The organism is Amycolatopsis sp. NPDC049688 (assembly GCF_040674975.1).
Taxonomy (GTDB): domain Bacteria; phylum Actinomycetota; class Actinomycetes; order Mycobacteriales; family Pseudonocardiaceae; genus Amycolatopsis.
This window is the reverse complement of record NZ_JBFANY010000023.1, coordinates 20,393-44,756: the sequence shown is the minus strand read 5'-3', so window position 1 is coordinate 44,756 and position 24,364 is coordinate 20,393. Positions and strand designations below refer to the sequence as shown.

Here is a 24,364-nt window from a genome sequence, read left to right as displayed (position 1 = left end):
CACCCTACGACGACCCCGCCCTTCCCGGCGTCCCGGCTCGTGAGTGGTAAGGCGCGTTCTGACTCGCCTTGCCACTCACGAGCTCGAGAAGGTGACCACGGTGGGCCGCGGCGAACGTCCCGGCCAGCGCGGTCGCGAAGGATCCGGCCTGGTCAGGGGTGATGTCGCCGGCGTGCCAGTAGACCCGCGGCGGCACCTTGAGCCCGTCGAAGGCGGCCACCCACGAGGCCAGTTCGCCCAGAGCGAGCGCGTACGGCAGGCCGCGGGAGAAGACCAGTTCGCGCTGCGGCTTGTCGAGGTCCTTCGCCCGGATCTCGGTGATGCCGCGAAGCCGGCGTGCGACGTCGGCGCCCGCCCGGCGGCGCGCGGGCAGGGCCGCCGACGTCCCGACGGCGACGACGCCGGCCAGCGCGAGGATGACGCCGAGCTGGGCGTAGCCGACGGTCAGGGCCAGCAGGACGGTGAGGAACACGCCGTAGCAGCAGACCCGGACCCCGGCCCGCCGCAGCCGCCCCGTCGCGAACCAGCCGCGCCGGACGACGTCGGCGGTCAGCTCGGCGCGGGGAACCTCGACGTGCCGCGGCCGCAGGTCGGCGAGGGTCACCGGCTCGTCCGGCACGACGGCCGCGTACACCGCACGTTCGAAGGCGGTCAGGTGCTCGTCGGGTGGGTTGCGCCGGGCCAGCGTGGGGCCGTCGCTCACCCAGAGGTAGTTGCGGACGGCGAGGTCCAGCACGGTCGCGGCCAGGTCGAGCGGCCCGGCCCGGCCGCGCAGGAGGAGGCCGACGTGGCCCGGCAGCACCCCGGCGGGGGATGCGAACTCCCCCGCTTTCCCGTGGAAGCTCCCACCCGGCGCCTTCCCGTGACGGCGGCGGGCGAGGAGGACCCAGCCGGCCGCGGCCAGGAGGAGCGCACCGAAGGCCGCCCACGCCCAGGCGACCGGGGCGGTCAGGACGAACGCCCCGCCGAGCGTCTTCGCCGGGACCAGGACTTCGTTCGCCGGGACGGTTCCCGCGGGCAGCTCGACGGTGGCGGTCATCGCCTGGCCGGCGGCGAGGTTCTGCTGGCTGAAGCGGGTGAGGCCGGCGTGGTCGATCTGCGCGGCCCCGCACGGCAGGTCGCCGGCGAGGCAGTCGACGGCGACCGGGATCTTCGGGGCCGCGAAGGAGGCACGGAGGAACTTCAGCTCGGCGCTCCAGCCGCCGGCCAGCTCCCAGGTGACCCGGTCGCCGGCCACCGCACCGTCCACTGTGTACCGGACGATCGACGTGCCCGCGGTGAGGTGGACGGTGAACGCGCCGGAGTCCACGTTCGCCGTCCCGCTGCCTTCCAGGACGACGTCCCGGACGCCGTAGACGCGGTCGCGGTGGTGCGGCGCCGGGACGCGCAGGGCGACCCGGCGGTCCATCGTCATGCCCTCGGGGACCGAGATCGCTTCGGCGACCGACAACGAGCCGTCGCGCTGGACCTTGAGCTGGATTTCGGCGCTCTGCGGCAGCGCCGGCAGGGGCGGCTGGTCCGCGGGGGCCGCGGTCAGGAAGAGCGCCAGGAGCGCCCCGGCGAGCACGGTCAGCGGGCCGCGGCGGCGGTGAGCACGCCGTCGAGCGCGGTCAGGAACGACGGGAACTGCGCCCCGAACCGGCGCAGGTCGGGCTCGGCCTCCATGCCGCCGTACCAGTACAGCCCGGCCGAGCCGTCCGCCGACGGGTTCAGCGCGGCGAAGGTGCCGAGCCAGCGTTCGGTGTCGCCCAGCACGACCGCGTACGGCAGCGAACGGGAGAAGACGAGCTCGCGGTCGGCCGGCGGGATGTCCTCGGCCCGGGCGGTGTGCAGGTAGTCGAGCAGCCCCCGGACCTGGCCCACCAGGGCCCGGCCGCGGGCGGTGCGCGACGGCAGCAGCGCGGCCACCGCGGCGACGGCGAGCCCGGCGAGCGCGACGGCGACGCCGAGCAGCGCGTACCCGACGGTGAAGGTGAGCACGGCGGTGGCGACCAGGCCGAGGGTGAACACGCCGGCGCCGAGCCAGGTCAGCCGGCCGCGCGCGGTGTCCGGGCGGCGGGAGAACCAGCGCTTGGTGACGACGTCGGCGTACATCGCGTCGCTGATCCGGCGCAGGTCGAGCCCGCCGCGGGCGCGCAGCTGCGACACCAGCACGGAGTCGGTGCCCGCCGGCAGCAGCGTTTCGTAGACGGCCCGTTCGAAGGCGTGCAGGTGCTCGTCCGGCGGGTTGCGGCGGGCGAGCTGCCAGTCGGGCCCCGGGACTTCGGCCAGCCACAGGTAGTTGCGGACGGCGAGGTCGACGACGGTGGCGCTGATGTCCACGACGTCGACGGTCTCGTCGACGACCGTGCCGACCTGCCCGGGCAGCACGCCGTCCGGGCTGGCGAAGAAGACGCGGTCGCCGTCGCGCAGGAGGACCTCGACCGGCCCGGTGGCGGCGTGCAGCGCGCCGGCGTCCTGCTTGCGGCGCCGCCACACGAAGAGCGCGGCCGCGACGAGGAAGACGAGCAGGACGGCGAAGGCGATCCCTGTCGGCGGCGTCAGCGCGAACGCGTTGGCGAGCAGGCCGATGTCGGCGAACTTCGCGGTGGCGGGGACGGTGTTCGCGGGCAGGCCGACGAGGAGGTCGACGCGGTCGCCGGGCCGGACGTCGTTCTGTTCCAGGCGCACGACTCCGGTGTGGTCGAGCTCGGACAGGGTGCAGCGCTGGTTCGAGCCGACCGGGCCGGCAAAACAGTCCACAGGGGACAATTGCGGCGTCGGGGCGAGGAAGGACGCGGTCAGCTTGGCCAGCGGGGTGTCGAAGCCGCTCGCGACCTGCCAGCGGGCCTGCTGGCGGCCGTTCAGGTCGGCGACGGCGCCGTCGACGGTGTACGTGGCGCTGCCGGCACCGGCCGGGAAGGTGAGGACGAGCTGGTCGCCGGTGAGTTCGCTGGTGGCGCCCTCGGTTTTGACGTCGCGGACGGCGAAGACGCGGTCCTGGTCGTCGCTTGCGGGGACCTTCAGCGGCACGCGGGAGACGAGCTGCTGCCCGCCGGGCACGGTGACGTGCTCGGTGACGGAGAGGGAGCCGTCGCGGAGGACCTTGAGGGCGACGTCGGCGGTGGGCCCCGCGGGCGGCTGCACGTCCTGCCCGGTGAGCAGCTGGGGTTTCTTGACCTGGTCTTCGGGCAGGTTCGGCAGCACGGGCCCGGCGGAGGGCCCCTGCGCGGCGGCCGGCCCGGCGCCCAGCACGACGGCCGCGACGGCGATCGCGGCGGCGGCCCCCCGTTTCATCGACACAGCACCACACCCTAGAGCACCCGATCTATGCTGACGCCCGGAACGGCGCGATCACCGCAGGTACGCCGCTTCCGACGGGGAAATCGCACGGGGGGTTCCACTCGATGACGCACGGCCCGCAGGGTCCTGGTCCGCATGACCCGAGGCGCCGGCCGCCGCTGCCACCCCCGGGAGCGCGGCCGTTGCCGCCGCCGGGGGTCAGGCCGCTGCCGGGGCAGGGTGGCACGCCCCGGCCGGGCAGCGCACCCGGGCAAAGCACGCCAGGGCAGGGTCGGCCGCGAGATCCCTTCGGTGCTCCCGTGCAGCAGCCGCCGGGTTCCGGCGGCGGGCCGCGTCCGGGTGGGCCGGTTCCGGGCCACCCGCCGCAGGATCCGGCCGGGCCGCCGCCGCGCGCCCCGTTCGGCTATCCCGCGCCGCCGCCCGCCCGGGCGCCCCTGCCGCCGCCCACCGCGGCCCCTCCCCCGGCCTTCGCGCCGCACCACACCCCTCCGCCGTACTTCGGGCCGCGGTTCGCTCCCGGCTACCGGCCCTACGTCGCCAAGAAGTCGAACACCGGGGTGATCGTCGCCGTCGCCGTTCTCGCGATCGTCGCCGTCGCCGGGGGCCTGGTGGCCGCCGTTGCCCTCTCCGGGCACCGGAAGCAGCACGTCGCCGACGCCGGTTACTCCAGCACCTACCCCACCACCACCGGCGAAACCACCACCGAAACGACCACCACCGAGCCGACCACGTCGTCGGCCGAAGAGACCTCTCGCACCACAGAGCGCCGGCCCCCGACCTCGCAGCCGCCCGCCGGGCCGCGGCCGGTCGCCGCCACCGGGGACAACCCGCTCTTCGCCCGGGCCGACTACGGCCTGCAGAACATCCCGTGCTCGCTGAGCCGCTGGGCCACCGACCAGAACAGCGCCACGAAGTTCTTCCAGTCCGGCATCGCCTGCCTCGACGCGATGTGGTCACGCATGCTCGGCGGCGCGGACCTGCCGTTCGCGTCGCCGAAGCTGGCCGTCCCGCGGTCCCTTTCCGAGTCGTCGACCCCGTGCGGCAGCGGCGGCACCACCACCGGCGTCACGCCCTTCTACTGCCCGGGCAACAACACGATCTACATGCCGATGGACCGGATCGAGATCGAAGCGTGGGGCAACCACCCCGGCCCGTACCTGTCGATCCTGGCCCACGAATACGGCCACCACGTGCAGAACCTGGCCGGCATCTCCGAGGCGTACGGCAACCAGCGCTACGACGCGGGCGCCGACTCCGCGACCGGCCTGGAACTGTCGCGGCGCATGGAACTCGAGGCGCAGTGCTTCTCGGGGATGTTCCTCGGCTCGGCGTCGGTCTCGGGCGGCTCGGTCGACAAGAACATCTACAACGAAGCCTGGAACGCCCAGGACCGCGGCGACGACTACGCCCGCAACGGCAAACGCGACCACGGCAGCGCCAGGCACAACATCTCCTGGTGGCAGCACGGCGCCACGAAGAACCGCAACCAGCAGTGCAACACGTGGCTCTCGCCCTCGGGCGACGTGTCCTAACTCGGTGGCGTGAACGGGTTTTCGGCGGGCACCGCGGTCCCGGACGGCGGTGTCGGCGGTTCCGCAAAGCCCGGCGAAGGCGCCGCAAAGCCCGGCGAAGGCGCCGCGTGGCCGTGAAACGCCCGGGCGTGGTCGCGGTTGCGCCGCTCGGCCAGCACCGCCGCCAGGAACGCCCACGGCGGCACCCCCGGCGGCACCGGTGTCCCGAGCGCGTTGCCGACCTGCTGCGCCAGCCCCCACCCGAGCGCGTGCGACGCCTCCGGACGCAGCTCGGTGAACCGGGCGAGGAACTGGCGGCTCGCCAGGGCCAGGTCGTCGGGGAGGCGGGTCAGGTCCAGCTGCGCCGCCCAGCCCTCCAGGCCCGGCGGCATGCTGATCGCCGCGTAGCCCGCGCTCGCCGGGACGCGCTCGCGGACCACCAGCGTTCCCGCCAGGAAGTCGCCGACGCGGCGGCCGTTCGACGAGCACAGCGACACGATCACCGCGACCGCGCCGAACAAGCCCAGCGCCCAGAAGTCCACGACGAACCCGGCCAGGCCGCGCACCAGCGCGTGGCGGAAGCGGATCGGGCCGCCGTCGACGCGGACCACGCGCAGGCCCACCGCCATCTTGCCCAGCGACCGGCCGCGCGAGAGCGTCTCGAACACCACCGGGTAGCCGACCATGACCAGCACCGTGCACACCAGCAGCAGGGCCACGAACAGCCCTTCGTCGGTGGCCGGCAGCGCGAACGCCAGCACCATGCCCAGGCCCAGCAGGGCCGCGAACTGCAGCAGCACGTCCAGTGCCATCGCCACGGCCCGGCTGGCGAGCTTGGCCACCCGCAGGTCGAGGACGACCGCTTCGCCGGTGACCAGCTCCGATTCCTCGTGCACGAAGCCCAGCGTAACGACGGATAGGGTGGGGCCGTGGATGTGGACGTCTTCGTCGCGGCGCACGCGGCGGAGTGGAACCGGCTCGGCGAGCTGACGCGCCGTGGCGGCAAGCTGACCGGGCCCGAAGCCGACGAGCTGGTGACGCTCTACCAGCGGGCCGCGACGCACCTGTCGATCGTCCGGTCGGTGGCACCGGACCCGGCGCTGGTCGGACGGCTGTCCGGGCTGGTCGCCCGGGGCCGGTCGGCGGTCGCCGGGTCGCACAGCCCCGCCTGGCGCGAGGTCGCCCGGTTCTTCACGCGCCGGTTCCCGGCCGCGGTCTACCTGTCGCGGCGGTGGTGGATCCCGGCCGCGCTCGTGTCGATCGCGGTGATGGCGGTGATCGCCGTCTGGGTCGCGCGCGACCCGGTGGTGCGGGCGTCGATCGCGTCGCCGGACGAGCTGAACGCGCTCACCAAACCCGGCGGCCAGGCCGAAAGCTACTACTCGACCGGCCCGGCGGCGTCCTTCGCCGCGCACGTCTGGACGAACAACGCGTGGGTGGCGGCGACCTGCCTGTTCCTCGGCATCGCGCTGGGCCTGCCGGTGATCGGCGCGCTCTGGCTGAACTCGCTCAACGCCGGGCTGATCATCGGCGCGATGAGCGCGGCCGGCCGCGGCGACGTGATGATCGGCCTCCTGCTCCCGCACGGCCTCCTGGAGCTGACGGCGGTGTTCGTCGCGGCGGGCACGGGCCTGAAGCTGGGCTGGACGGTGGTCGACCCGGGCCGCCGCTCCCGCACCGCGGCGCTGGCCGAGCAGGGCCGGTCGGTGGTCGTGATGGCGCTCGGGCTGACGTGCGTGCTGTTCGTGTCCGGGATCATCGAGGCGTTCGTGACGCCGTCGGGCTGGCCGACGTGGCTGCGCGTGGGCATCGGCGTGGCGGTCGAAGTCCTGTTCCTGGTCTACGTGTTCACGCTCGGCCGTCGCGCGGCGAAGGACGGCGAAGTCGGTGACCTCGACGCGCGCGACATCGGGGACGCACTGCCCGAAGCGGCCTAAAGCCGAGTGCGGGAAGGGTCAACTCGCGTGATCAGGAAGCCGACACGTGTGTCTGGAGGGTCGACACGGCGAACGCCGGCCGTGTCGGCTCGGGAATCACGCGTGTCGACCCGTGGATCACGCGTGTCGACTCGCTGATCACAGCCGCCCCGCCGCCTTCAACGCCAGGTACCGGTCCGCCAGCGCCGGCGGCAGGTCTTCCGGAACCGCGTCGACGACACCCACGCCGTGCCGGGCCAGCCGCTCGGTCATGCGCAGCCGCTCGGCCGTCGTGCGGGATGCCGATGCCGCGTCGTAGACCGCTTCCGCGTCGCCGCGGCCGGACAGCATCTCCGCCACCCTCGGGTCCGCCACCGACGCCACCACCAGCTCGTGCCGCGCGGTCAGCGAACTCAGCACCGGGAACAGCCCTTCCTCCAGCGGTGCCGCGTCCAGCCCGGTCAGCAACACGACCAGGGCGCGACGGCGGGTCCGCTTGAGCACCTCCGCGACCATCCCGCGCGCGTCCGTCTCGACCAGCGACGGCTCCAGCGGCGCCATCGCGTTCACCAGCGCCGTCAGCAGGGCAGCCCCCGACGAACCCTGCACCGCCGCCCGCAGCCGGCGGTCGTAGGCCAGCAGGTCGACGCGGTCGCCGGCCCGGGTGGCCAAAGCGGCGAGCAGCAGCGCCGCGTCCATCGCCGCGTCGAGGCGCGGCGCGTCGCCCACGCGGCCCGCCGAGACGCGGCCCGTGTCGAGCACCAGCACCACCTGCCGGTCGCGCTCGGGGCGCCAGGTCCGGACCATCACGTCCGCCGCCCGCGCGGTCGCCCGCCAGTCGATGGACCGCACGTCGTCGCCGATCACGTACTCGCGCAGCGAGTCGAACTCCGTGCCCTGGCCGCGGATCAGCACCGCGTTGCGGCCGTCCAGCTGCTGCAGCCGCGCCAGCCGCGACGGCAGGTGCTTGCGGCTGTGGAACGGCGGCAGCACGCGGACCGTCCACGGCACCGCGTGCGAACCCTGCCGCGCGGCCAGTCCCAGCGGGCCCACCGACCGGACCGTCACGCGCGCCGCCGTCCGGTCGCCGCGCCGCGTCGGCCGCAACGCCGTCACGAGCGCGCGGCGCTCCCCGCTCGGAACCCGCAGTGAATGCCGGTCCGCGGCACCCGCCGAAGGCGGCCACGCGTCCCGCAGCACGCCCCGCACGGTCCGCCCGCCGGCGTTCGCGACGACCAGCGTCACCTCGCACGGCTCGCCGAGCCGCACCGACGTGTCGCCCGACCGCCGGAACGTCAGCGCCCGCACGCTGCCCGCCAGCAGCAGGTCGGCGCCGACGAGCACCAGCAGCACCGCGCCGACCGCGAGGATCCCGGTCGTCGACGGCAGGAGCAGCCCGACCACCAGCGCGCCGAACAGCGCCAGCAGCCCGAGCCTTCCGGTGACGGCCATGTCAGCGCGGCACGGGCACGGACGCCAGCACGCGGTCCAGCACGCCGTCCGCGGTGACGCCCTCGAGCTCGGCCTCCGGCCGCACGTCCAGGCGGTGCCGCAGGGCGGGCCGGGCCAGCGCCTTGACGTCGTCGGGGGTCGCGTAGTCGCGCCCGGCGAGCCACGCCCAGGCGCGGGTCACCGCGAGCAACGCCGTGGCCCCACGGGGCGAAACGCCGATCCGCACCGACGGCAGCGACCGCGTCGCCCGGCACAGGTCGACGACGTACCCGATCACCTCGGGCCCGACCGTCACGCGGGCCACGGCTTCGCGCGCGGCCGCGAGTTCCGCGGCCCCGGCGACCGCCTTCAGCCCCGCCGCGGCGAGGTTGCGCGGGTCGAAGCCCTGCGCGTGCCGCCAGAGGATGCCGATCTCGTCCTCGCGCGAGGGCGCCGGCATGGTCAGCTTGAGCAGGAACCGGTCCAGCTGCGCCTCCGGCAGCGGGTAGGTGCCCTCGTACTCCACCGGGTTCTGGGTGGCGATCACGATGAACGGGTCCGGCAGCGGCCGGGTCTTGCCGTCGAGCGAGACCTGCCGCTCCTCCATCGCCTCCAGCAGCGACGACTGCGTCTTCGGCGGCGTCCGGTTGATCTCGTCGGCGAGCAGCAGGTTCGTGAACACCGGCCCCTCGCGGAAGGAGAACTCGCCGCTGTGCGCGTCGTAGACGATCGAGCCGGTGACGTCGCCGGGCATCAGGTCCGGCGTGAACTGCACGCGCGTGGTCTCCAGGTCCAGCGCCGCGGCCAGCGCCCGCACCAGCAGCGTCTTCGCCACGCCCGGGACGCCTTCGAGCAGCACGTGTCCCCGGCAGAGCAGGGCCAGGATCAGCCCGGTGACCGCGGCGTCGTTGCCGACGACGGCCTTGCCGACTTCGGCGCGCAACGCGATCAACGCGTCCCGGGCTCCCGTCGCGTTCTCGCTGGTCAAGTTCGCCCCGCCTCTCGTTCCACCTTGTCCAGTTCGCCCGCCAGCCGGACCAGCGCCGGGTCGTCCGGCACCGGCGGGCCGTAGAGGACCGCCCCGACGTCGTTCGCCGGGCGGCCGGTCCGCGTGCTCACCGCCACCACCAGCGCCTGTGCGTCGGCGTCGCGCGGCAGGCCCAGCGTCGTCCGCAGCCGGGTCCGGGCCGCTTCCCGCAGCGTCTCACCCGCGTGGCCGGCGGCTTTCGCCCGCCGGTACAACCGGGCGCGGCCCTCCGCCGTTTCGGCCGCCCGGACGACGATCGGCAGCGGCTCGGTGACGACCGGGCCGAGCCGGCGGGCCCGCCACAACGCCAGCAGCGCCACCGCCACGCCCACCTGCGCGGCGCCGTAGTACCAGCCGTCCGGGACCAGGTCGAAGAACGACTTGCGGGAGCCGTCCAGTGCCGGGTCCGAAGCGGACGGCAGGTACCAGACGAGCTTCGGGTGCGCGCCCAGCAGGTGCAGGGCCAGCGCCGCGTTGCCCTGTTCGGCGAGCCTTGCGTTGGCCAGCGGCGCCGGCGAGCCGAGCAGCGTCGTCGTGCCGCCGGAGTCGGCGAGCTGCAGCAGGGTGCCGCCGCCGTCCTCGCCGGGGTAGCACGAACGCGCGCCGGGCGCCGCGTAGCCGGTGCCGCCGAGCGTGACGTCCCCGGCCGCGACCGCCGCGGCGACGGTGCACTGCGGGCTCAGGGTTCCGACGTCGCTGCGGCCGACCTCGTGGACCAGGGGCAGCGAGTCGTGCAGCGTCCGCGGCCCCGGCGTCACCAGGACGACGTCCGCGGCGGCCGTCCGCAGTGCGTCGAACCCCTTCGCCGGAACGAGTTCGGGCTGGGTGACGAGCAGCGTCGCGTCCTTGCCGGTTTCGTCGTCCGCTTCGGCCAACGTCCGGGCTGTCCGGACGTCGACGCCCTGGTCTTCGAGCAGTTTCGCGAGGGCGTGCGCGCCGCCGGGTTCGTACGAGCCGGGTTCGAGGGCGCCGTGGGTCTGCTCGCCGCGGGCGAGCAGGAGCAGGGCGCCGGCGACGAAGATCAGCGCGAGCAGCGCGAGGGGAACGCGGGCACCGCGCCAGATCCGGCGAAGGTCGGGCGACACGGCTGTGCTCATGCCGCCTCCGCGGGGAAGAGCACGTCGGCGGAGGTCACGAGCCCGCCATGGCGACCGGTCGTTCACGGCGGCAGCGTTCGTCGAGCTCGGTCAGCGCCTGGTAGGCCGCTTCGGTGCCTTCGCGGCCGCCGTAGTGGACGTCATCGAACAGCCGTGCTCCCTGCCGCAGGTGGTCCGCGACGTTCGGCAGCAGCACACCCGCCTCGGCGGCGACCTCGTCCGCCGTCCGGCCGGACCGGGTGTCGAGCAGCGCGCGTTCTTCCAGGGCCCGCACGACGGCGCGGAAGCGGTCGCGGACGGCGTCGTCGAACCGGCCCGCCGCCGCGGCTTCCGCAGCCGACCGCCGGTAGTCGGCGGCGCTCTTGCGGGTGCTCCCGAAGACGACCCGCCCGGCCCGGGCGGCGCGGGCGACCTTGCCGGTCCGCAGCCGGATCACCACGACGAGCACGATCAGCAGCACGAGGATCAGCACCAGCCCGAAGATCCCGCCGGGGACGCCCGAAGACACGCTGTTCAGCAGCTTCTCCAGCTGCTCCCCCAGCCACTGCGCGGCCTGCTGCAGGAAGCTCGGCTTCGCGGCCTGGTACTTCGGGTCGGACAGCTCCTCGGCGGCCGCGCGGCGCGCCGAGTCCCGGTCGATGTCGACCGGGACGTCGATGAGCCGGAACGTCACCATGCCTGCGGCGGCTGGACCCCGGCCGCGCGGGCCAGCTCGATATCCATGCCTTCGCGGCGCATCCGCTGGTCGAGGTAGACGATCACGGTGACCAGCGTGACGAACGGGATCGCGATGGTGCCGGCGATGATCTGCCCGGCCGACGCCAGCAGCAGGTCGCCGGTGCTCGGCACGACCACCTTGGCCGGGTTCAGGATCTGGGTGAACACGCCGCTGCCGAGGGTGAACGGCAGCTGGATGATGCTCTCGAAGAACGACTGGATGATCTGCGCCAGCAGCAGGATGCCGAACACGCGCCAGAACGCCCCGCTGACCAGCTTGACCGACCGCGAGAACGCCTCCCGGAACGTGCCGCGCTCGAGCACCAGCGCCGGCGCGGCCAGCGCCCAGAACACCCAGGCGACCACGCCGGGGATGATGCACAGCAGCACGCCGATGGTGGTCAGCAGCGCGTAGACGAACGCGACGCCGAGCAGGGGCAGCAGCCGGGGCTGCACGTCGCGCCAGACCTCGGCGAAGGTGACATCGCGGCCCAGCGCGGCGCGGCCCATCACCGCGGCCATCAGGCCGGTGGTGACGGTCAGCAGCAACGTCGAGACCAGGGTGGTCGAGATGAGCGCGAGCGCGGCCTCGCCGAACGTGCCGAACACGGCGTTGCGCAGCTCTTCGTCGGTCGCGGCCGGGCCGAGCTGGACCGTCGAGGCGAAGCTCTCCAGGTCGCCGAGCACGTACTTCTGGACGACGAACGTGATGGCGGCGCTGATCACCGCCATCACCGCGCCGATGCCGAGGACGAGCAGCGGGTGGCGGCGGATCGCGGTGATCGCGCCGTCGAGGATGTCGCCGACGTTCAGCGGCCGCAGCGCGATCACGCCGGGCTTGCCGAGCCCGTGCGGGTTCCACCGCGGCTGCTGCGCGTACTGGGGGCCGCCGTAGGGCGGCAGCGGGTTCGGCTGGTTCGGCGGGTTCGGCGCCTGCCAGCCCGGCGGCGGCGCGGCCGGGGTCCCGGGTGCCTCCCAGCCGGGCGGCGGCGTGGCCTGGGTGTCCGGCGGCTGCCAGCCGCGCGGCGGCGTCGCCGGTGACGGCGCGTGATCTTCGGCCGGTTTGGACTCACCCGATCCGGGGGCGGGAGCCTGGGGCACGCCCTGGCTCGGAGTCGGCGTGTCGGCGCCCTCGCCGCCGGGCGCGCCACCGGTGTTTGTCATCGAAGCCCCTCGCCTGCAGTGCCTGCTTGACGACACTCTCTCAGAGCCCGCTGCACCCGGCCAGACCTGGGGTGACGTCCGCGCGCCGTGACACCTTGCGCACGGACGGGTGCGAGACGACCCGTTCCCCCGATATGCTGAATGGCGGGATCGGGTACCCCCGGTCCGTACCGAGACCCTTCGGGACTGCCTAGTGACGCAACCGCCCTACGGCCAGGAACCGCCTCGCGGAACCGTCCAGCCGCCGCCGGTGCCGGATGCGCAACCGGATCTCCCGTGGCTCGGCCGCCCGCACACCGTGTCCGCTCCGAAACGCCGGTCGCCGGCGGCCGTGATCGGCGTGTGCCTCGGCGCCGTGGCCGTGCTGGTGCTCGGGCTGGTCGCGATCGTGGCACTCAACCGCACGGACACCCCGCTGGCGAACGCGAACTTCCGCGACGCGCCGTCGTCCCAGGACGTCCCGCCGCAGCAGCTCCCGCCCGGGGGCGCCGGTGCCCCGGCGTCGGCGTCGAGCCCGTCGACCGACCTGCCGACACCCAGCCCGACCGGCCCGCAGAAGATCCTCAAGCTCGCCGACCACCCGATCCTGCAGGACCCCAACGCCGGGCTGCAGAACCGCGTCTGCACCTTGCCGGCCTGGCAGAGCACGCAGGAAGGCGCGGAAGCGTTCTTCACCGCGGCGAGCAAGTGCCTGGACGCGGCCTGGGGCCCGTTCCTCGAGGCCTACCACCTGCCGTTCACGCCGCCGTCGCTGCACTTCCCGACCGGCGCGAGCTTCGAGACCGAGTGCGGCACCATCCAGGTCGGCATCGCGACCGCGGCGTACTACTGCGAAAACAACCTGTACGTCCCGTTCCGCGGCCTGCAGACCGACCAGTACGGCAACAACCCGGGTGTCTACCTGGCCCTGTTCGCCCACGAGTACGGCCACCACGTGCAGGAGGTCGCCGGGCTGATGGACGCGGCCTGGCAGAAGATCTACGAGGCCGGCCAGAACAGCCCGGCCGGGCTGGAGATGTCGCGGCGCAAGGAACTGCAGGCCCAGTGCTTCTCCGGGATGTTCCTCGGCGCGCACGTCGACCAGGGCGGCACGATCAGCCGCGACATGTACAACAAGGCGTGGAACGACCAGGAGACCCGCGGCGACAACACCTCCCGCAGCCACGACCACGGGACGAACGCGCACTACGCGTCCTGGTGGCGGGCGGGCGCGACGAGCAACCGGATCGCCGACTGCAACACCTTCGCGGCGCCGTCGTCCGAGGTCAGCTAGCCGGTTTCGGCCGCAGCGGGATGCTCAGCCACAGGTAGGCGAACATCCCGCCGGAGAAGCACGCGAACACCAGCAGCGCGAGCCCGAGCGGGCGGCGGGCGTCCGACGCGCCCATCGACGTGTCCGCGGCGGTGACGACGGCCGGCCCGGCGTCCGGCAGCACGTCCGGCACGGCGACCTCGACGCGTTCGCCCTGGCCGTGGCCGCAGCCGTCGAGCGTGCCTTCGTGGACCTTCCCGGTGATGGTGAACCGCACGGTTTCCTTCGCGTCCGGCTTGTCGCACGACGCCGGCTTGGTGACCTCCGCCTGCACCGGCGCGCCGGTGACGTCGCTGCTGATGCCCAGCAGCCCGGGCCCGGCGAGCCAGGCGAGCAGCACGACGAGCACGCCCGCCGCGGCGGGGATCGCCACCGTGGGCCACTTCAGGGCGAGGGATCGCGGGGGCACTTCGCCATGGTTCCAGATCCCGCGGGCAAAACCCAGGCGCCCTGGTTACCGCTCGATTTTCTCCGCCTGGGTGACCTTTCTGACGTAAAGCAGCTTGTCGCCCGGTTCGATGGCGTCGGCCTGCGGCGCGTCGACGCGGTACAGGACGCCGTCGCGGACCAGGCCCAGGACCAGATCGGACAAGTGCCGCGGCGAACCGCCCTCTTCGGACGGTTCGACCGGCCGCTCGGCGATCGCCAGGCCCGATTCGGGCGTGAGCAGGTCCTCCATGATGTCCACGACCAGCGGCGTCGACGTCGCCATGCCGAGCAGCCGCCCGGCCGTCTCGCTGGAGACGACGACCTGGTTGGCGCCCGACTGCTTGAGCAGGTGGACGTTCTCCGCCTCCCGCACCGACGCGACGATGTGCGCCTTGGGCGCCAGCTCCCGGGCGGTGAGCGTGACGAGCACCGCCGTGTCGTCGCGGTTCGGGGCGACCACGACCGCGCGCGCGTGCTGCACCGCGGCGACGCGCAGGACGTCGGACCGGGTGGCCGAGCCGTGCACGGCGACCAGGCCGAGCGCGCTCGCCGCGTCGAGGGCCTGCTGGTCGGTGTCGACGACGACGATCTGGCCCGGGGCGACGTTCTCGTCGCCGAGCAGCGCGTTGACGGCGGACCGGCCCTTGGTGCCGAACCCGACGACGACCGTGTGGTCGCGCACCTTCGTCCTCCACTTCTGGATCTTGAACGCCTGCCGGGAGCGCTCGGTGAGCACCTCCAGGGTGGTCCCGACCAGGACGATGAGGAAGAGCACCCGCAGCGGGGTGATCACCAGCACGTTCACCAGCCGGGCGGACGAGGTGGCCGGCGCGATGTCGCCGTAGCCGGTCGTCGACAGCGAGACGGTGGCGTAGTAGAGGCTGTCCAGCAGGGACAGGCCGTCGCCGTTGGCGTCGCGGTAGCCGTCGCGGTCGACGTAGACGATGATCACCGTGGCCAGCAGCGCGAGCAGCGCGCCGATGATCCGCTTGACGATCGACCGCAGCGGGCTGACGGTCAGCTCCGGCATCCGCAGGACGCCGACGAGCTCGTGGTCGGGCCGATCGGTGAGACTGCCCAGCGGCAACCGTTTGAGCGCCTTCATGCTGGCTCGTGTCGAGCGTCACTCACGCCCGGAGGATAGCCGAACCGGAGACGAGCCCGCCGCGTGAAACGATGAGTTCATGGCAACTTCGCAACGGCCCGCGCACGTGCTGGCGGGCGTCCTGGGTTTCATGGGCGTCCTGCACTTCGCCGTCCCCAAGCCGTTCGACGGCCTGATCCCGCGTTCGCTGCCGGGGTCCCGCCGGGCCTGGACGTACGGATCGGGCGTGGCGGAGCTGGCCGTCGCGGCCGCGGTGGCTTCGCCCCGGACCCGGCGTCTGGGCGGCCTGGCCGCGGCGCTGTTGTTCCTGGGTGTGTTCCCGGGCAACGTGAAGATGGCGGTGGACGCCCGCTCGGCCCCGGCCCCCCGCCGCGCGATCGCCTGGGCCCGCCTCCCCCTCCAGTGGCCCCTGATCGCCTGGGCCCTGAAGGTCCGCGACAACGCGTAACCCACGTGATCAAGGGGTCGACACGCGTGATTGGAACGCCAACTCACGTGTTTGAAGGGTCGACACGGCAGCTCGGCCCGAGTCCCGCCGTGTCGTCCCTTCAATCACGCGTGTCGTCCCTTCAATCACGCGTGTCGACCTTCTGATCACGCCTCCGGGATGTCCCGCAGGAGGCGCTGGAGGGCTTCCGGGTCCAGGAGGTCGGCCGGGCGGATCGTGCGGTTCGCGCGGACGTAGTGGAACGCCGCCCGCACCTGCTCCACCGGGACGTCCTTCAGTGCCGCCCACGCCATCCGGTACGCCGCCAGCTGGACCGACAGCGCCGGGATGCGGGACTCCGGCGGGACCGCGCCGGTCTTCCAGTCGACCACCGTCCAGCCGCCGTCGGGGTCGGCGAAGACCGCGTCCATGCGGCCACGCAGGGTGATGCCTTCGACGTCGGCCGAGAACGTCACCTCCACCGCCACCGGGACCCGGGCCGCCCACTCGCTCTTCTCGAACTCCGTCTGCAGTTCCTCGAAGTCCGCGTCGGGGGCCTCGCCGAAGTCGGCCGCGCCCGGGAGGTCGTCGATCTCGATGAGCTGGTCGCCCGCGAACCGGCGCTCCAGCCAGCCGTGGAACTCCGTGCCGCGTCGGGCGAAGCTGTTGGGCTCCACCGGGAGCGGCCGTCGCAGGTCGCCGGCGAGCCGGGCCGCGTCGTCGGCCAGGGCGACCAGCTGGCTGACCGAAAGCCGCGACGGCAGCGGGACCCGCTTGACGTGGTCGTCCTTGCGCGCCCACTCCTCCAGCAGGACGTCGGTGTCGGTCACCCAGCCGTCGGGGTCGTCGTCCTCTTCTTCCGAAGGCGCGGCGGAAAGCGCTTCGGACACCAGCTCGACCCCGGTCTGCACGCCGGTGCGGCGGTCGGCCAGCGGGTCGACCGGCCAGCGGCCCGCCCGCGAGTCCGACACCAGCGGGTTTTCGTCGTCCTCGGCCGGTTCCGGCGCCCACTCGGCGAGCTGCCCGACACCGGTCTCGCGCAGCACGCCGCCGATCTCGGTGAGGAACTCCGACGGCCCCTTCGCCCGGCTGCTGCTCTCGTTCCACCAGTGCCCGGAGACGATCAGCGCGTGCTCGGACCGCGTCAGCGCGACGTAGCAGAGCCGCCGTTCCTCCGCCTGCTCGCGCTCGACGAACCCGGCTTCGTGCCGTTCCAGTCCTTCTTGGACTTCCTTGCGGTCGTACCCTTCGGCGATGTCCAAAGTGGGCAGGTCCTCGGCGTCGCCCCGCAACGCGGCCGGCAGCGAGGTCGCGGTCCGCAGCCACGACGACGAGCGCCGCCGTCCGGGGAACACCTCGTGCACCAGGTGCGGGACGGCGACGACCTCCCATTCGAGGCCCTTCGCCGAGTGCACGGTCAGCACCTGCACCCGGTCCGGCACGACCTCGACCTCGCCGGGGGTGAGCCCGTCCTCGGCGTGCGCGGCGGTGTTCAGGTAGTCCACAAAGGACAGCAGGGTGGCCGTCGGCGCCGTCTCGGCGTAGTCGGTGACGACTTCGGCGAACGCGTCCAGGTGCGCCCGCCCCGCCGATCCCGGGCGGGCCAGGGATTCGACGTCCAGGAGCATCGTGCGTTCGACGTCGGCGACGAGCTCCGGCAGCGACTGGTCGAGCCGCCGCCGCAGCGCGGCCAGCTCCCAGCCGATCCGCCGGATGCGCTTGTACCCCTCCTCGGAGTACCGCGCCGGGTCGCCCGGCTCGTCGATGGCGTCGATCAGCCCGGCCTGTTCGACGCGCTCGGCGACCAGCTCCGGGGCGTCCGCTTTCTCCGGGCTGGAGAGCTCGCCCGCCCGGCGCCACAGCGCGGCGACGTCGGCGGCCGCGAGCCGCCAGCGCGACCCGGTCAGCAGCCGGGCCGCGGCGCTGCCGGACAGCGGGTCGGCCAGGACCTTCAGCGTCGCCACGAGGTCCGCGACCTCGGGCTCGTCCAGCAGGCCGCCGAGTCCGACGACCTCGACCGGCAGCCCGCGCGCCCGCAGCTCGGCCGCGATCGGGGCCATGTCGGCGCGGCGCCGCACGAGCACCGCGGCGGTCGGCGGCTTGCCGGTGCTCTCCAGCCGGGCGTGCCAGCGCCGCGCGAGCGCCTCGGCGACCCACTCGCGTTCGGCGCGGATGTCCGGGAGCAGCGCGCACGCGATGTCCGCGGGCCCGGCGCCTTCGCGGGCCCGCAACCGTTCGACGCCGAGGCCGCGGGCGCGCAGCGGTTCGGCGATCGCGTTCGCCAGGTCCAGGATTTCCGGCGGGTTGCGGAAGCTGGTCAGCAGCCCGAATTCGTGCGCGGGGACGAGCCGTTCGCCGTCGAAGCGCGGGAAGTCCGTGGTGAACCGGGGCAGGTTGGCCGCGCTGGCCCCGCGCCAGCCGTAGATGGCCTGCGCCGGGTCACCGACCGCGGTGACCGGCATCGGCGGGTTCTCGACCCCGCCGAACAACGCCCGCAGCAGCACCCGCTGGGCGTGCCCGGTGTCCTGGTATTCGTCGAGGAGAACGGCGCCGTAGCGCTCCCGCTCGCCGCGCACGACCGACGGGTACCCGCCGGCCAGCTGGGCGGCCAGCGACATCTGGTCGGCGAAGTCCAGCGCGCCTTCGTTGCGCTTGCGGCGGTGGTAGTCGTCGACGAGTGGCAGCAGGGCGAGCCGGAAGTGCTGCGCCGCCATGACTTCGGTGAGTTTCTGCGGCAGCGCGGCCCGCTGCCCCTTGGCGCGCGGGGCGTTCTCGATGACGCGGCACAGCCAGGTGGTGTACTCGGCGAGCTGCTCGGTCGAGACGAGGTGCTCGCCGAGTTCACCGGCCAGCGCGAGGAGGTCGGCGGTGACGGTCGGCGGCACGCGGTCGGTGTCGAGTTCGTTGTCCCAAGTGGACACCACCCGGTGCGCGATCTGCCACGACGACGTTTCCGACAGCAGCCGGACCCCGGGCTGGACCGGCAGGCGGAGGCCGTGTTCGGACAGCAGGCGCCCGGCGTAGGCGTGGTAGGTGAGGACGGTCGGTTCCCCGGCGACCACAGTGGACCGCAGGCCGCCGGTCGGGTCGAGCCGGTCGAGCAGGCCGGACCCGGCGAGCCGGCGCAGCCGGGCGCGGACGCGTTCGCCGAGCTGGCGCGCGGCTTTCCGGGTGAAGGTGAGGCCGAGGACGCGGTCGGGGCTGACGATCCCGTTGGCGACGAGCCAGACCACCCGCGCGGCCATGGTTTCGGTCTTCCCGGCCCCGGCTCCGGCGACGACGAGCGAAGGTTCGACGGGCGCGGCGATGACGGTGGCCTGCTCGGGCGTGGGCCGGTGCAGCCCGAGCGCATCGGCGAGCTCGGCGGGCTCGACGGGGTTGGCGATGAGGAGAGGACTCACGCGCCGCACCCCACCGGTCGTGAGTGGTAAGGACGGTTGGAACTCGCCTTATCACTCAGGAGGCCTTCGGTGCGCATCACGGGCCCGGCACCTGACGGCCCTCGGGCCGGAGCGGGCAGCACCCCCGCGCCGGGCAGCGGTCGCAGTCCGGGTTCTCCTGGGCCTGGTAGTCCGGCCCCGCCGCCGAGGCCGCCGCCTTCTGGACCAGCTCCAGCCACTGCCTGCCCCCCACCTCGTCGAGAGGCGGCTGCGACCGTTCCGTCGATCCCGTCTTGTTGTTGGCCTTCGCGACGTACACCAGCCGCGCGCCACCCGCCTCCGTCCGGCCCTCGATCGCGCCCAGCAGCACCGCCAGCTGGTACGCCGCCAGCTGCGGGTGCGCCTCGGCTTCCGCGCCGGACACGGGAACCTTGCCCGTCTTGATGTCGACGATCACCGGCCGCCCGTCGGCGTCCAGCTCCACCCGGTCGACCCGCCCGCGCAGCAGCACCCGGACCTCGTCCTCGCCCCCGGCCGGCAGCTCGACCTCGATGTCCTGCTCGACGCCGGCTTCCTTGAGTTCCGCCCGGCTGCGCTCCAGCCAGGTCGTGAAGTTCCGCAGCATCTGCTCGACCCGGCGCCGCTCGCGCCGGGAAAACCACGGCGCTCCCGCGTCGACCCGCACCCAGGCTTCGTCCAGCGCCGCCTGCAGCTCGGCGTCCGTGCTGCCGGACGCCACGGCCTGCGCCAGCCCGTGCACCAGCGTCCCGGTCACCGCCGCCAGCTGCGCCGGGTCGCTGCCGCCGTGCCGCTCGATCATCCAGCGCAGCGGGCACTTCGTCAGGATTTCCACTGTGGACGGTGAGATCCGGATGAGGTCGCCCGGCGGGTGCACCGGCTCGTCGGTGGACGCCGGGAGCAGGCCGTACCACGTCGACGGGTGCGCGCCCGGCACCTTCGCCTCGGCCAGGCGCGCCAGCTGCTTCGCCGCGCGACGCCGCCGCGAAGGCTCGGCCTTGTCGTCGCAGACGACCTCGCGCAGCTCCCCCACCAGCTCGGCGAGCACCAGCGACCGGCCCGGCGGCTTCATCCGCGAGTCGAGGCCGCCGTCGTCGGCGCCGTTCTCCTCCAGGTCGTCGAGGAACCGGGACGGCTGCTCGTCCTCCCCCGAAACAGCCGTGACCAGCAACGTCTGCTTCGCCCGGCTCATCGCGAGGTAGAACAGGCGCCGCTCCTCGGCCAGGATCGGCGCGGTCTGGGACACGGCGTCGTCGTCGACGCCGGCCATCAGGTCCTTGAGCCTTTCGACGCCCAGCACGGATCCGCGCAGCCGCAGGTCCGGCCACGCTCCTTCCTGGACACCGGCGACGGCGACGACCGTCCACTCGCGACCGGCGGCGGCGTGCGCGGTCAGCAGCGAGACGCCGTCGGACGGCACGGCCGCCGGCGCCAGGGTGTCGCCCGCGATCCGTTGCGCGCCAAGGTAATCCGCGAAGGACGCGACGCTCGCGCGAGGCAGCCGGTCGACGTACCGGCCCGCGGCGTCGAACAACGCGACGACGGCGTCGAGGTCGCGATCGGCCTGCGCGCCCAGCGATCCACCGCGCTCGACCTGCTTCAGCAGCTTCTCCTGCAGGCCGCTTTCCCGCCACAGCTGCCACAGCACCTGCTCGACGCCGTCGCCGCGCGCCACCGCCTGGTGCGTGACGCGCAGCAGCCCGCCGACGCGCCGCACGGGTTCGGCTTCGGCGTCGGCCAAGCCGGCGAGGATGTCGCCGCCGCGCAACGCTTCCACGAGCAGTTCGTCGCTCGACCGCTGGCCGCCGCCGGCCAGTTCGAGGCGGCGCAGCCCGCGCCGCAGCCGCCGCAGCGCCAGCGGGTCCGCGCCGCCGAGCGCCGACGACAGCAGCATTTCGGCGAGGTCGACGTCGAGCAGATCCGGTGCGGGCGCGAGCTTCAGCACGGCCAGCAAGGGCCGCACCGCGGGCTGTTTGGCCAGCGGCAGCTCCTCGGTCGCCGATCCGATCGGGACGCCGGCCGCGCGCAAAGCGCGTTGCAGCACCAGGAAAGTGCGCGCGGGCGACCGGACGAGGACGGCGATCTCCGACCACGGCACGCCGTCGACGAGGTGCGCGCGGCGGAGCTGGTCGGCGATCCAGCTCGCCTCGGCGGCCGGGGTCGGCATCACGCGGACGCGGACGTTTCCGCCGGTGGCCCCCTTCGGCGGGACGATCTTGCGGTGCGGCGACGCGCCCGGGAGCGTCGCGCCGATCTTGGCCACCGCGAGCCGCACGGCCGGGGCGAGCCGGTGGGCGGTGGTGAGCGTGACGGTCCGGCTGCCGTCCGGGTCGGCGTCGGCGAACAGGCGCGCGTCGGCGCCGCGGAAGGAGAACACGTTCTGGTCGGGGTCGCCGGCCACGACGAACTCGGCGGCGGTGTGCCCGATCACCCGGACCAGGCTGGTCTGCAGCGGGTCGAGGTGGTGGGCGTCGTCGACGAACAGGTGCCGGACGCGGGTGCGTTCGCGGTCGCGCAGCTCGTCGTCGTCCTCCAGGGCCAGCAGCGCGGAGGTGACGAGCTCGGCGGCGTCCAGCGCGGGCGCGCTCGCCACGCCGAGTGCGTTGCCGCCGGCGCCCTGCAGCTGCGTGACCTCCTCGTACTGCGCCCAGAACTGCCCGGCGGCGATCCACTCCTCCCGCCCGCGACGGCGGCCCAGCTCGGCGAGGTCCTCGGGGCCAAGCCCGCGCTCGGCCGCGCGCATCAGCAGGTCACGCAGCTCCTCGGCGAACCCGGGGACCACCAGGGCGGGCCGCAGCTGCTCGGGCCAGTACCCGGCGCCTTCGTCGAGGTCACCGGCCAGCAGTTCCCGGACGACGACGTCCTGTTCGGCCCCGGCGAGCAGCCGCGGCGGCGGGAGCTCTTCGGCCATCGCCTCGAGCCGCAGCAGCGAGTAGGCGTAGGAGTGCACGGTGCGGACCAGGGGTTCGCGGACGGTCCGGGGCAGCGGCCGCGCGAGCTCGGGATCGGCGGTGAGCCGCCGGGTGATGTCGGCGCGCAGGGCGTCGGCGGACCGGCGGGACGTGGTGAGCACGAGCACGCTCTCGGGGTCGGCGCCCTCGGCGATGCGGCGCGTCGCGGCCGAGGCGAGCAGAGCGGTCTTGCCGGTGCCGGGGCCGCCGAGCACGCGGCGGAACCCCCCGGGCGCGGAGAGCAGCCGCCGGGCGCCGTCGTCCCAGGTGAACGAGGGTGTGGCGGTGACGGGCGTGCGCACCAGCCGCGCGTTCGCCTGCGCCGTTCGCCTCCCGTTCACCCCGCGATGGAACCACGCCGGGTCCCCCGGGTGGTGCACCGGCACGCTTGACAACGGCGAAGCACACACCCGGTGCGGCGGACGGCTGCGGAAAGTGTCGGTGGGGTGCGGCAGAGTGTCGGTATGGACGACGTTCTGCACGAGCGCGTGCGGGAGATCATCGAGTCGGTACCGGCCGGCACGGTGGCGACGTACGGCGACATCGCGGCCCTGTCCGGGGCACCGTCACCCCGGATGGTGGGCGCGATCCTCGCCGAGGACGGCCACGACCTCCCGTGGCACCGCATCCTGCGCGCGAACGGAACCCCGGCCCCCCACCTGGCCCACGACCAGCTGGAGCGGCTGCGGGCGGAGGGGGTGCTGGCCGACGGGCAGCGCGTGGACCTGCGGAAGTACCGGTGGAAGCCGGACGGAGAGGAGGAAGCCGAGGGGTTGTTGTTCTAAGCCGGGCTACTCCTTGCCCAGCTTCGTGACCAGCAGCTTCACCAGCGCGCCCAGGCGCTGGCGGTCCGGCTGCAGCGTCTCGACGCCCGCCGCCTCCAGCGGCGCGGCCGTCACCGGCCCCACGCACGCCACCACCAGCGGGCCGCGCAGCACGGCGAGCACCTCGTCGTAGCGCCCGTACGACCGGGCCAGCGTCAGGAAGTTCGCCGCCGCCGGGGCGCTGGTGAACGCCAGTGCGTCCAGCTCGCCCGCCACGACCGCGTCGATCAGCTCGTGCACCGGGGTCACGTCCGGCGGCGAGGTCCACCGGTACGGCTGCACCTCGGTCAGCCAGGCGCCGGCTTCCACCAGCGGCGCGGTCAACTCCGGCAGCGGTGTCCCGTGCAGCTGGACCGCCGTCCGCTGCCCGAGCACGCCCGCCGAAGCGACGGCCTCGAACAGCTCGGCGTTCGACTCCGACGCGGCCGAGAACGTCTCCCGCAGGCCGGCGCCGCGGACCGCGCCCACCGCCTTCGGGCCGCGGGCGTAGATCCGCGACTCCCGCAGGTGGTCCAGCAACTGCGGCCGCAGGCCCCAGCTCTCGGCCGCGTCCAGCCAGCCGCGGAAGCCCGCGCCCGTGGTGACGACCGTGATGTCGACCGGCGACATCACCAGCTTCAGGGTGGCCTCGTGCAGCTGGGGGTCGGCATCCAGGGGCACGATGGTGATCGTCGGCGCGTGCCGGACCTCGGCGCCGTAGCGTTCGAGGGCCGTGATGAATTCGCCGGCCCGGCGCTCGGCCGTGACCCCGATGGCGATCCCGCTCAGCTCACCCATAGAACGCGCCCATCTCCTCGATCGCCTCGGCCAGCTCCGCCCGCAGGTCCGCCGGTTCGAGGACCTCCAGGTGCGGCCCGAAGCGCAGCAGCTCGCCGATGGCCGGTTCGCCCGGCTCCACCGGCAGCTCCACGGTGAGCCAGCCGTCCGCGTCGGGCTCGTTCCGGCACTCGCGCAACGCGCGGGCGCCGACAGAACCTGCGTAGAACGGTACGAGAGCCTGCGCCCGCGGCGAAAGCCGCACCACCGCGACGCGCGGGTACATCCGGCGCTCGAACTGCTCGGACCACTCCTGCCAGTACCGCGCGAGGTCGAATCCGGCCGGCCGCTCGAACACCTCGCCGAGGTCGGTCAGCTCCAGAACCCGCGAGATCCGGTACGTCCGGTCCGTGCCGTCGCAGCGGCCCGCCAGGTACCAGTTGCCCGCCTTGAGGATCAGCCCCAGCGGCTCGACGTCGCGCTCGACGACCCGCTGCCCCCACCGCTCGTAGCGGATCCGGATCCGGTGCGACGACCACACGGCGTCGGCGATCGCCGACAGCGCCGGCAGGCTTTCGATGCCGCGGTGCCAGCCTGGGACGTCCAGGTAGAACCGCTCGGCGACGCGCCCGGCGCGGTCTCGCAGCTCCGCCGGCAACGCGGCGTACAGCTTGAGCTGCGCCGCCGCGAGCACCGTGCCGAGGCCCAGCTCGGCCGCCGCCACCGGCAGCCCGGCCAGCGACAGCGACTGGGCCTCTTCCTCGGTCATCCCGGTGAGCCGGGTGCGGTAGCCGTCGACCAGCCGGTAGCCGCCGGTGCGGCCGCGGTCGGCGTACACCGGGACGCCGGACGCCGAGAGCGCGTCGATGTCCCGGTAGACCGTCCGCACCGACACTTCGAGCTCTTCCGCGAGCTCCTCGGCCGTCATCCGGCCGCGGTTCTGCAGCAGCAGGAGGACGGACAGGAGACGGCTCGCGCGCATGGTCTCCAGTTTGGCAGAAATACCTGACACAAGCT

At 73.8% G+C, this 24,364-nt stretch carries 19 protein-coding genes; 5 read left to right on the top strand and 14 right to left on the bottom strand.

Translation table 11 applies throughout. The annotated features are described in order from the left end of the window. Nucleotides 1–4 precede the first annotated feature (4 nt). Together AB0J55_RS42090 and AB0J55_RS42085 are read right to left on the bottom strand one after the other, a co-directional pair. Entirely contained in the window at nt 5–1,567 is a 1,563-nt protein-coding gene (locus AB0J55_RS42090) for a DUF2207 domain-containing protein (RefSeq protein ID WP_364262468.1), read from the bottom strand. Nucleotides 1,568–1,569: 2 nt separating this feature from the next. Further along, on the bottom strand, nt 1,570–3,276 hold the full coding sequence (locus AB0J55_RS42085) for a DUF2207 domain-containing protein (RefSeq protein WP_364262465.1): 1,707 nt from the start codon (nt 3,274–3,276) through the stop codon (nt 1,570–1,572). Nucleotides 3,277–3,581: 305 nt separating this feature from the next. Here AB0J55_RS42085 and AB0J55_RS42080 point away from each other — a divergent pair, with 305 nt between their 5' ends. Beyond that, nucleotides 3,582–4,814: a neutral zinc metallopeptidase gene (locus AB0J55_RS42080; RefSeq protein WP_364262462.1), complete on the top strand. Its 1,233-nt coding sequence runs from the start codon at nt 3,582–3,584 to the stop codon at nt 4,812–4,814. Here AB0J55_RS42080 and AB0J55_RS42075 read toward each other — a convergent pair. Then, nucleotides 4,811–5,689, bottom strand: coding sequence for an RDD family protein (locus tag AB0J55_RS42075; RefSeq protein WP_364262459.1), 879 nt, complete (start codon nt 5,687–5,689; stop codon nt 4,811–4,813). The genes AB0J55_RS42080 and AB0J55_RS42075 overlap by 4 nt on opposite strands. A gap of 33 nt (nt 5,690–5,722) precedes the next feature. On the opposite strand from AB0J55_RS42075, the gene AB0J55_RS42070 reads away from it, so the two are divergent. Continuing rightward, entirely contained in the window at nt 5,723–6,730 is a 1,008-nt protein-coding gene (locus AB0J55_RS42070; protein WP_364262456.1) for a stage II sporulation protein M, read from the top strand. A gap of 138 nt (nt 6,731–6,868) precedes the next feature. Here the strand turns inward: AB0J55_RS42070 and AB0J55_RS42065 are convergent, their stop codons facing one another. The 5 genes from AB0J55_RS42065 to AB0J55_RS42045 are packed head-to-tail and all read right to left on the bottom strand — an operon-like array spanning nt 6,869 to nt 12,145. Further along, nucleotides 6,869–8,161, bottom strand: a complete 1,293-nt coding sequence (locus tag AB0J55_RS42065; RefSeq protein WP_364262453.1) for a DUF58 domain-containing protein — start codon at nt 8,159–8,161, stop codon at nt 6,869–6,871. 1 nt (nt 8,162) lies between these two features. Further along, nucleotides 8,163–9,128 carry a MoxR family ATPase gene (locus AB0J55_RS42060; RefSeq protein WP_364262450.1) on the bottom strand — a complete coding sequence of 322 codons (966 nt, stop codon included), beginning with the start codon at nt 9,126–9,128 and terminating at the stop codon, nt 8,163–8,165. Further along, on the bottom strand, nt 9,125–10,264 hold the full coding sequence (locus tag AB0J55_RS42055; protein ID WP_364262447.1) for a DUF4350 domain-containing protein: 1,140 nt from the start codon (nt 10,262–10,264) through the stop codon (nt 9,125–9,127). The genes AB0J55_RS42060 and AB0J55_RS42055 overlap by 4 nt, the downstream gene beginning before the upstream one ends. Before the next feature lie 34 nt (nt 10,265–10,298). Next, nucleotides 10,299–10,940, bottom strand: coding sequence for a DUF4129 domain-containing protein (locus AB0J55_RS42050; protein WP_364262444.1), 642 nt, complete (start codon nt 10,938–10,940; stop codon nt 10,299–10,301). After that, entirely contained in the window at nt 10,934–12,145 is a 1,212-nt protein-coding gene (locus AB0J55_RS42045; RefSeq protein WP_364262441.1) for a hypothetical protein, read from the bottom strand. The genes AB0J55_RS42050 and AB0J55_RS42045 overlap by 7 nt, the downstream gene beginning before the upstream one ends. A 250-nt stretch (nt 12,146–12,395) precedes the next feature. Between AB0J55_RS42045 and AB0J55_RS42040 the strand changes: the two genes are divergently transcribed. After that, complete coding sequence (locus AB0J55_RS42040) at nt 12,396–13,418, top strand: neutral zinc metallopeptidase (RefSeq protein ID WP_364262678.1); 1,023 nt, start codon at nt 12,396–12,398, stop codon at nt 13,416–13,418. Here AB0J55_RS42040 and AB0J55_RS42035 read toward each other — a convergent pair. Together AB0J55_RS42035 and AB0J55_RS42030 are read right to left on the bottom strand one after the other, a co-directional pair. Further along, nucleotides 13,411–13,830, bottom strand: coding sequence for a hypothetical protein (locus AB0J55_RS42035; RefSeq protein ID WP_364262675.1), 420 nt, complete (start codon nt 13,828–13,830; stop codon nt 13,411–13,413). The two genes, AB0J55_RS42040 and AB0J55_RS42035, sit on opposite strands and share 8 nt — an antisense overlap. 81 nt (nt 13,831–13,911) lie before the next feature. Next, the gene (locus AB0J55_RS42030) at nt 13,912–14,991 is read right to left on the bottom strand and encodes a potassium channel family protein (RefSeq protein ID WP_364262437.1); all 1,080 of its coding nucleotides are present in this window, start codon (nt 14,989–14,991) and stop codon (nt 13,912–13,914) included. 79 nt (nt 14,992–15,070) lie between these two features. On the opposite strand from AB0J55_RS42030, the gene AB0J55_RS42025 reads away from it, so the two are divergent. Next, nucleotides 15,071–15,439 carry a hypothetical protein gene (locus tag AB0J55_RS42025; RefSeq protein WP_364262434.1) on the top strand — a complete coding sequence of 123 codons (369 nt, stop codon included), beginning with the start codon at nt 15,071–15,073 and terminating at the stop codon, nt 15,437–15,439. A gap of 146 nt (nt 15,440–15,585) precedes the next feature. Here the strand turns inward: AB0J55_RS42025 and AB0J55_RS42020 are convergent, their stop codons facing one another. Further along, the gene (locus AB0J55_RS42020; protein ID WP_364262431.1) at nt 15,586–18,819 is read right to left on the bottom strand and encodes an ATP-dependent DNA helicase; all 3,234 of its coding nucleotides are present in this window, start codon (nt 18,817–18,819) and stop codon (nt 15,586–15,588) included. Nucleotides 18,820–18,895: 76 nt separating this feature from the next. After that, nucleotides 18,896–22,069: an ATP-dependent DNA helicase gene (locus AB0J55_RS42015; RefSeq protein ID WP_364262672.1), complete on the bottom strand. Its 3,174-nt coding sequence runs from the start codon at nt 22,067–22,069 to the stop codon at nt 18,896–18,898. Between the two features lie 162 nt (nt 22,070–22,231). Here AB0J55_RS42015 and AB0J55_RS42010 point away from each other — a divergent pair, with 162 nt between their 5' ends. After that, nucleotides 22,232–22,552 carry an MGMT family protein gene (locus AB0J55_RS42010; RefSeq protein WP_364262427.1) on the top strand — a complete coding sequence of 107 codons (321 nt, stop codon included), beginning with the start codon at nt 22,232–22,234 and terminating at the stop codon, nt 22,550–22,552. 6 nt (nt 22,553–22,558) lie between these two features. Here AB0J55_RS42010 and AB0J55_RS42005 read toward each other — a convergent pair whose 3' ends face one another. Together AB0J55_RS42005 and AB0J55_RS42000 are read right to left on the bottom strand one after the other, a co-directional pair. Then, nucleotides 22,559–23,368: a uroporphyrinogen-III synthase gene (locus AB0J55_RS42005; RefSeq protein ID WP_364262424.1), complete on the bottom strand. Its 810-nt coding sequence runs from the start codon at nt 23,366–23,368 to the stop codon at nt 22,559–22,561. Beyond that, nucleotides 23,361–24,329 carry a YafY family protein gene (locus AB0J55_RS42000; protein WP_364262422.1) on the bottom strand — a complete coding sequence of 323 codons (969 nt, stop codon included), beginning with the start codon at nt 24,327–24,329 and terminating at the stop codon, nt 23,361–23,363. Before AB0J55_RS42000 ends, AB0J55_RS42005 begins: the two co-directional genes overlap by 8 nt. Nucleotides 24,330–24,364: the final 35 nt, after the last annotated feature.

What these genes read in the sequence shown, in the direction of transcription:
- AB0J55_RS42055 (WP_364262447.1), bottom strand. Translation starts at nt 10,264, where the DNA reads ATGAGCACAGCCGTGTCGCCCGACCTTCGCCGGATCTGGCGCGGTGCC.
- AB0J55_RS42045 (WP_364262441.1), bottom strand. Translation starts at nt 12,145, where the DNA reads ATGACAAACACCGGTGGCGCGCCCGGCGGCGAGGGCGCCGACACGCCG.
- AB0J55_RS42085 (WP_364262465.1), bottom strand. Translation starts at nt 3,276, where the DNA reads ATGAAACGGGGGGCCGCCGCCGCGATCGCCGTCGCGGCCGTCGTGCTG.
- AB0J55_RS42005 (WP_364262424.1), bottom strand. Translation starts at nt 23,368, where the DNA reads ATGGGTGAGCTGAGCGGGATCGCCATCGGGGTCACGGCCGAGCGCCGG.
- AB0J55_RS42000 (WP_364262422.1), bottom strand. Translation starts at nt 24,329, where the DNA reads ATGCGCGCGAGCCGTCTCCTGTCCGTCCTCCTGCTGCTGCAGAACCGC.
- AB0J55_RS42025 (WP_364262434.1), top strand. Translation starts at nt 15,071, where the DNA reads ATGGCAACTTCGCAACGGCCCGCGCACGTGCTGGCGGGCGTCCTGGGT.
- AB0J55_RS42010 (WP_364262427.1), top strand. Translation starts at nt 22,232, where the DNA reads ATGGACGACGTTCTGCACGAGCGCGTGCGGGAGATCATCGAGTCGGTA.
- AB0J55_RS42050 (WP_364262444.1), bottom strand. Translation starts at nt 10,940, where the DNA reads ATGGTGACGTTCCGGCTCATCGACGTCCCGGTCGACATCGACCGGGAC.
- AB0J55_RS42030 (WP_364262437.1), bottom strand. Translation starts at nt 14,991, where the DNA reads ATGAAGGCGCTCAAACGGTTGCCGCTGGGCAGTCTCACCGATCGGCCC.
- AB0J55_RS42065 (WP_364262453.1), bottom strand. Translation starts at nt 8,161, where the DNA reads ATGGCCGTCACCGGAAGGCTCGGGCTGCTGGCGCTGTTCGGCGCGCTG.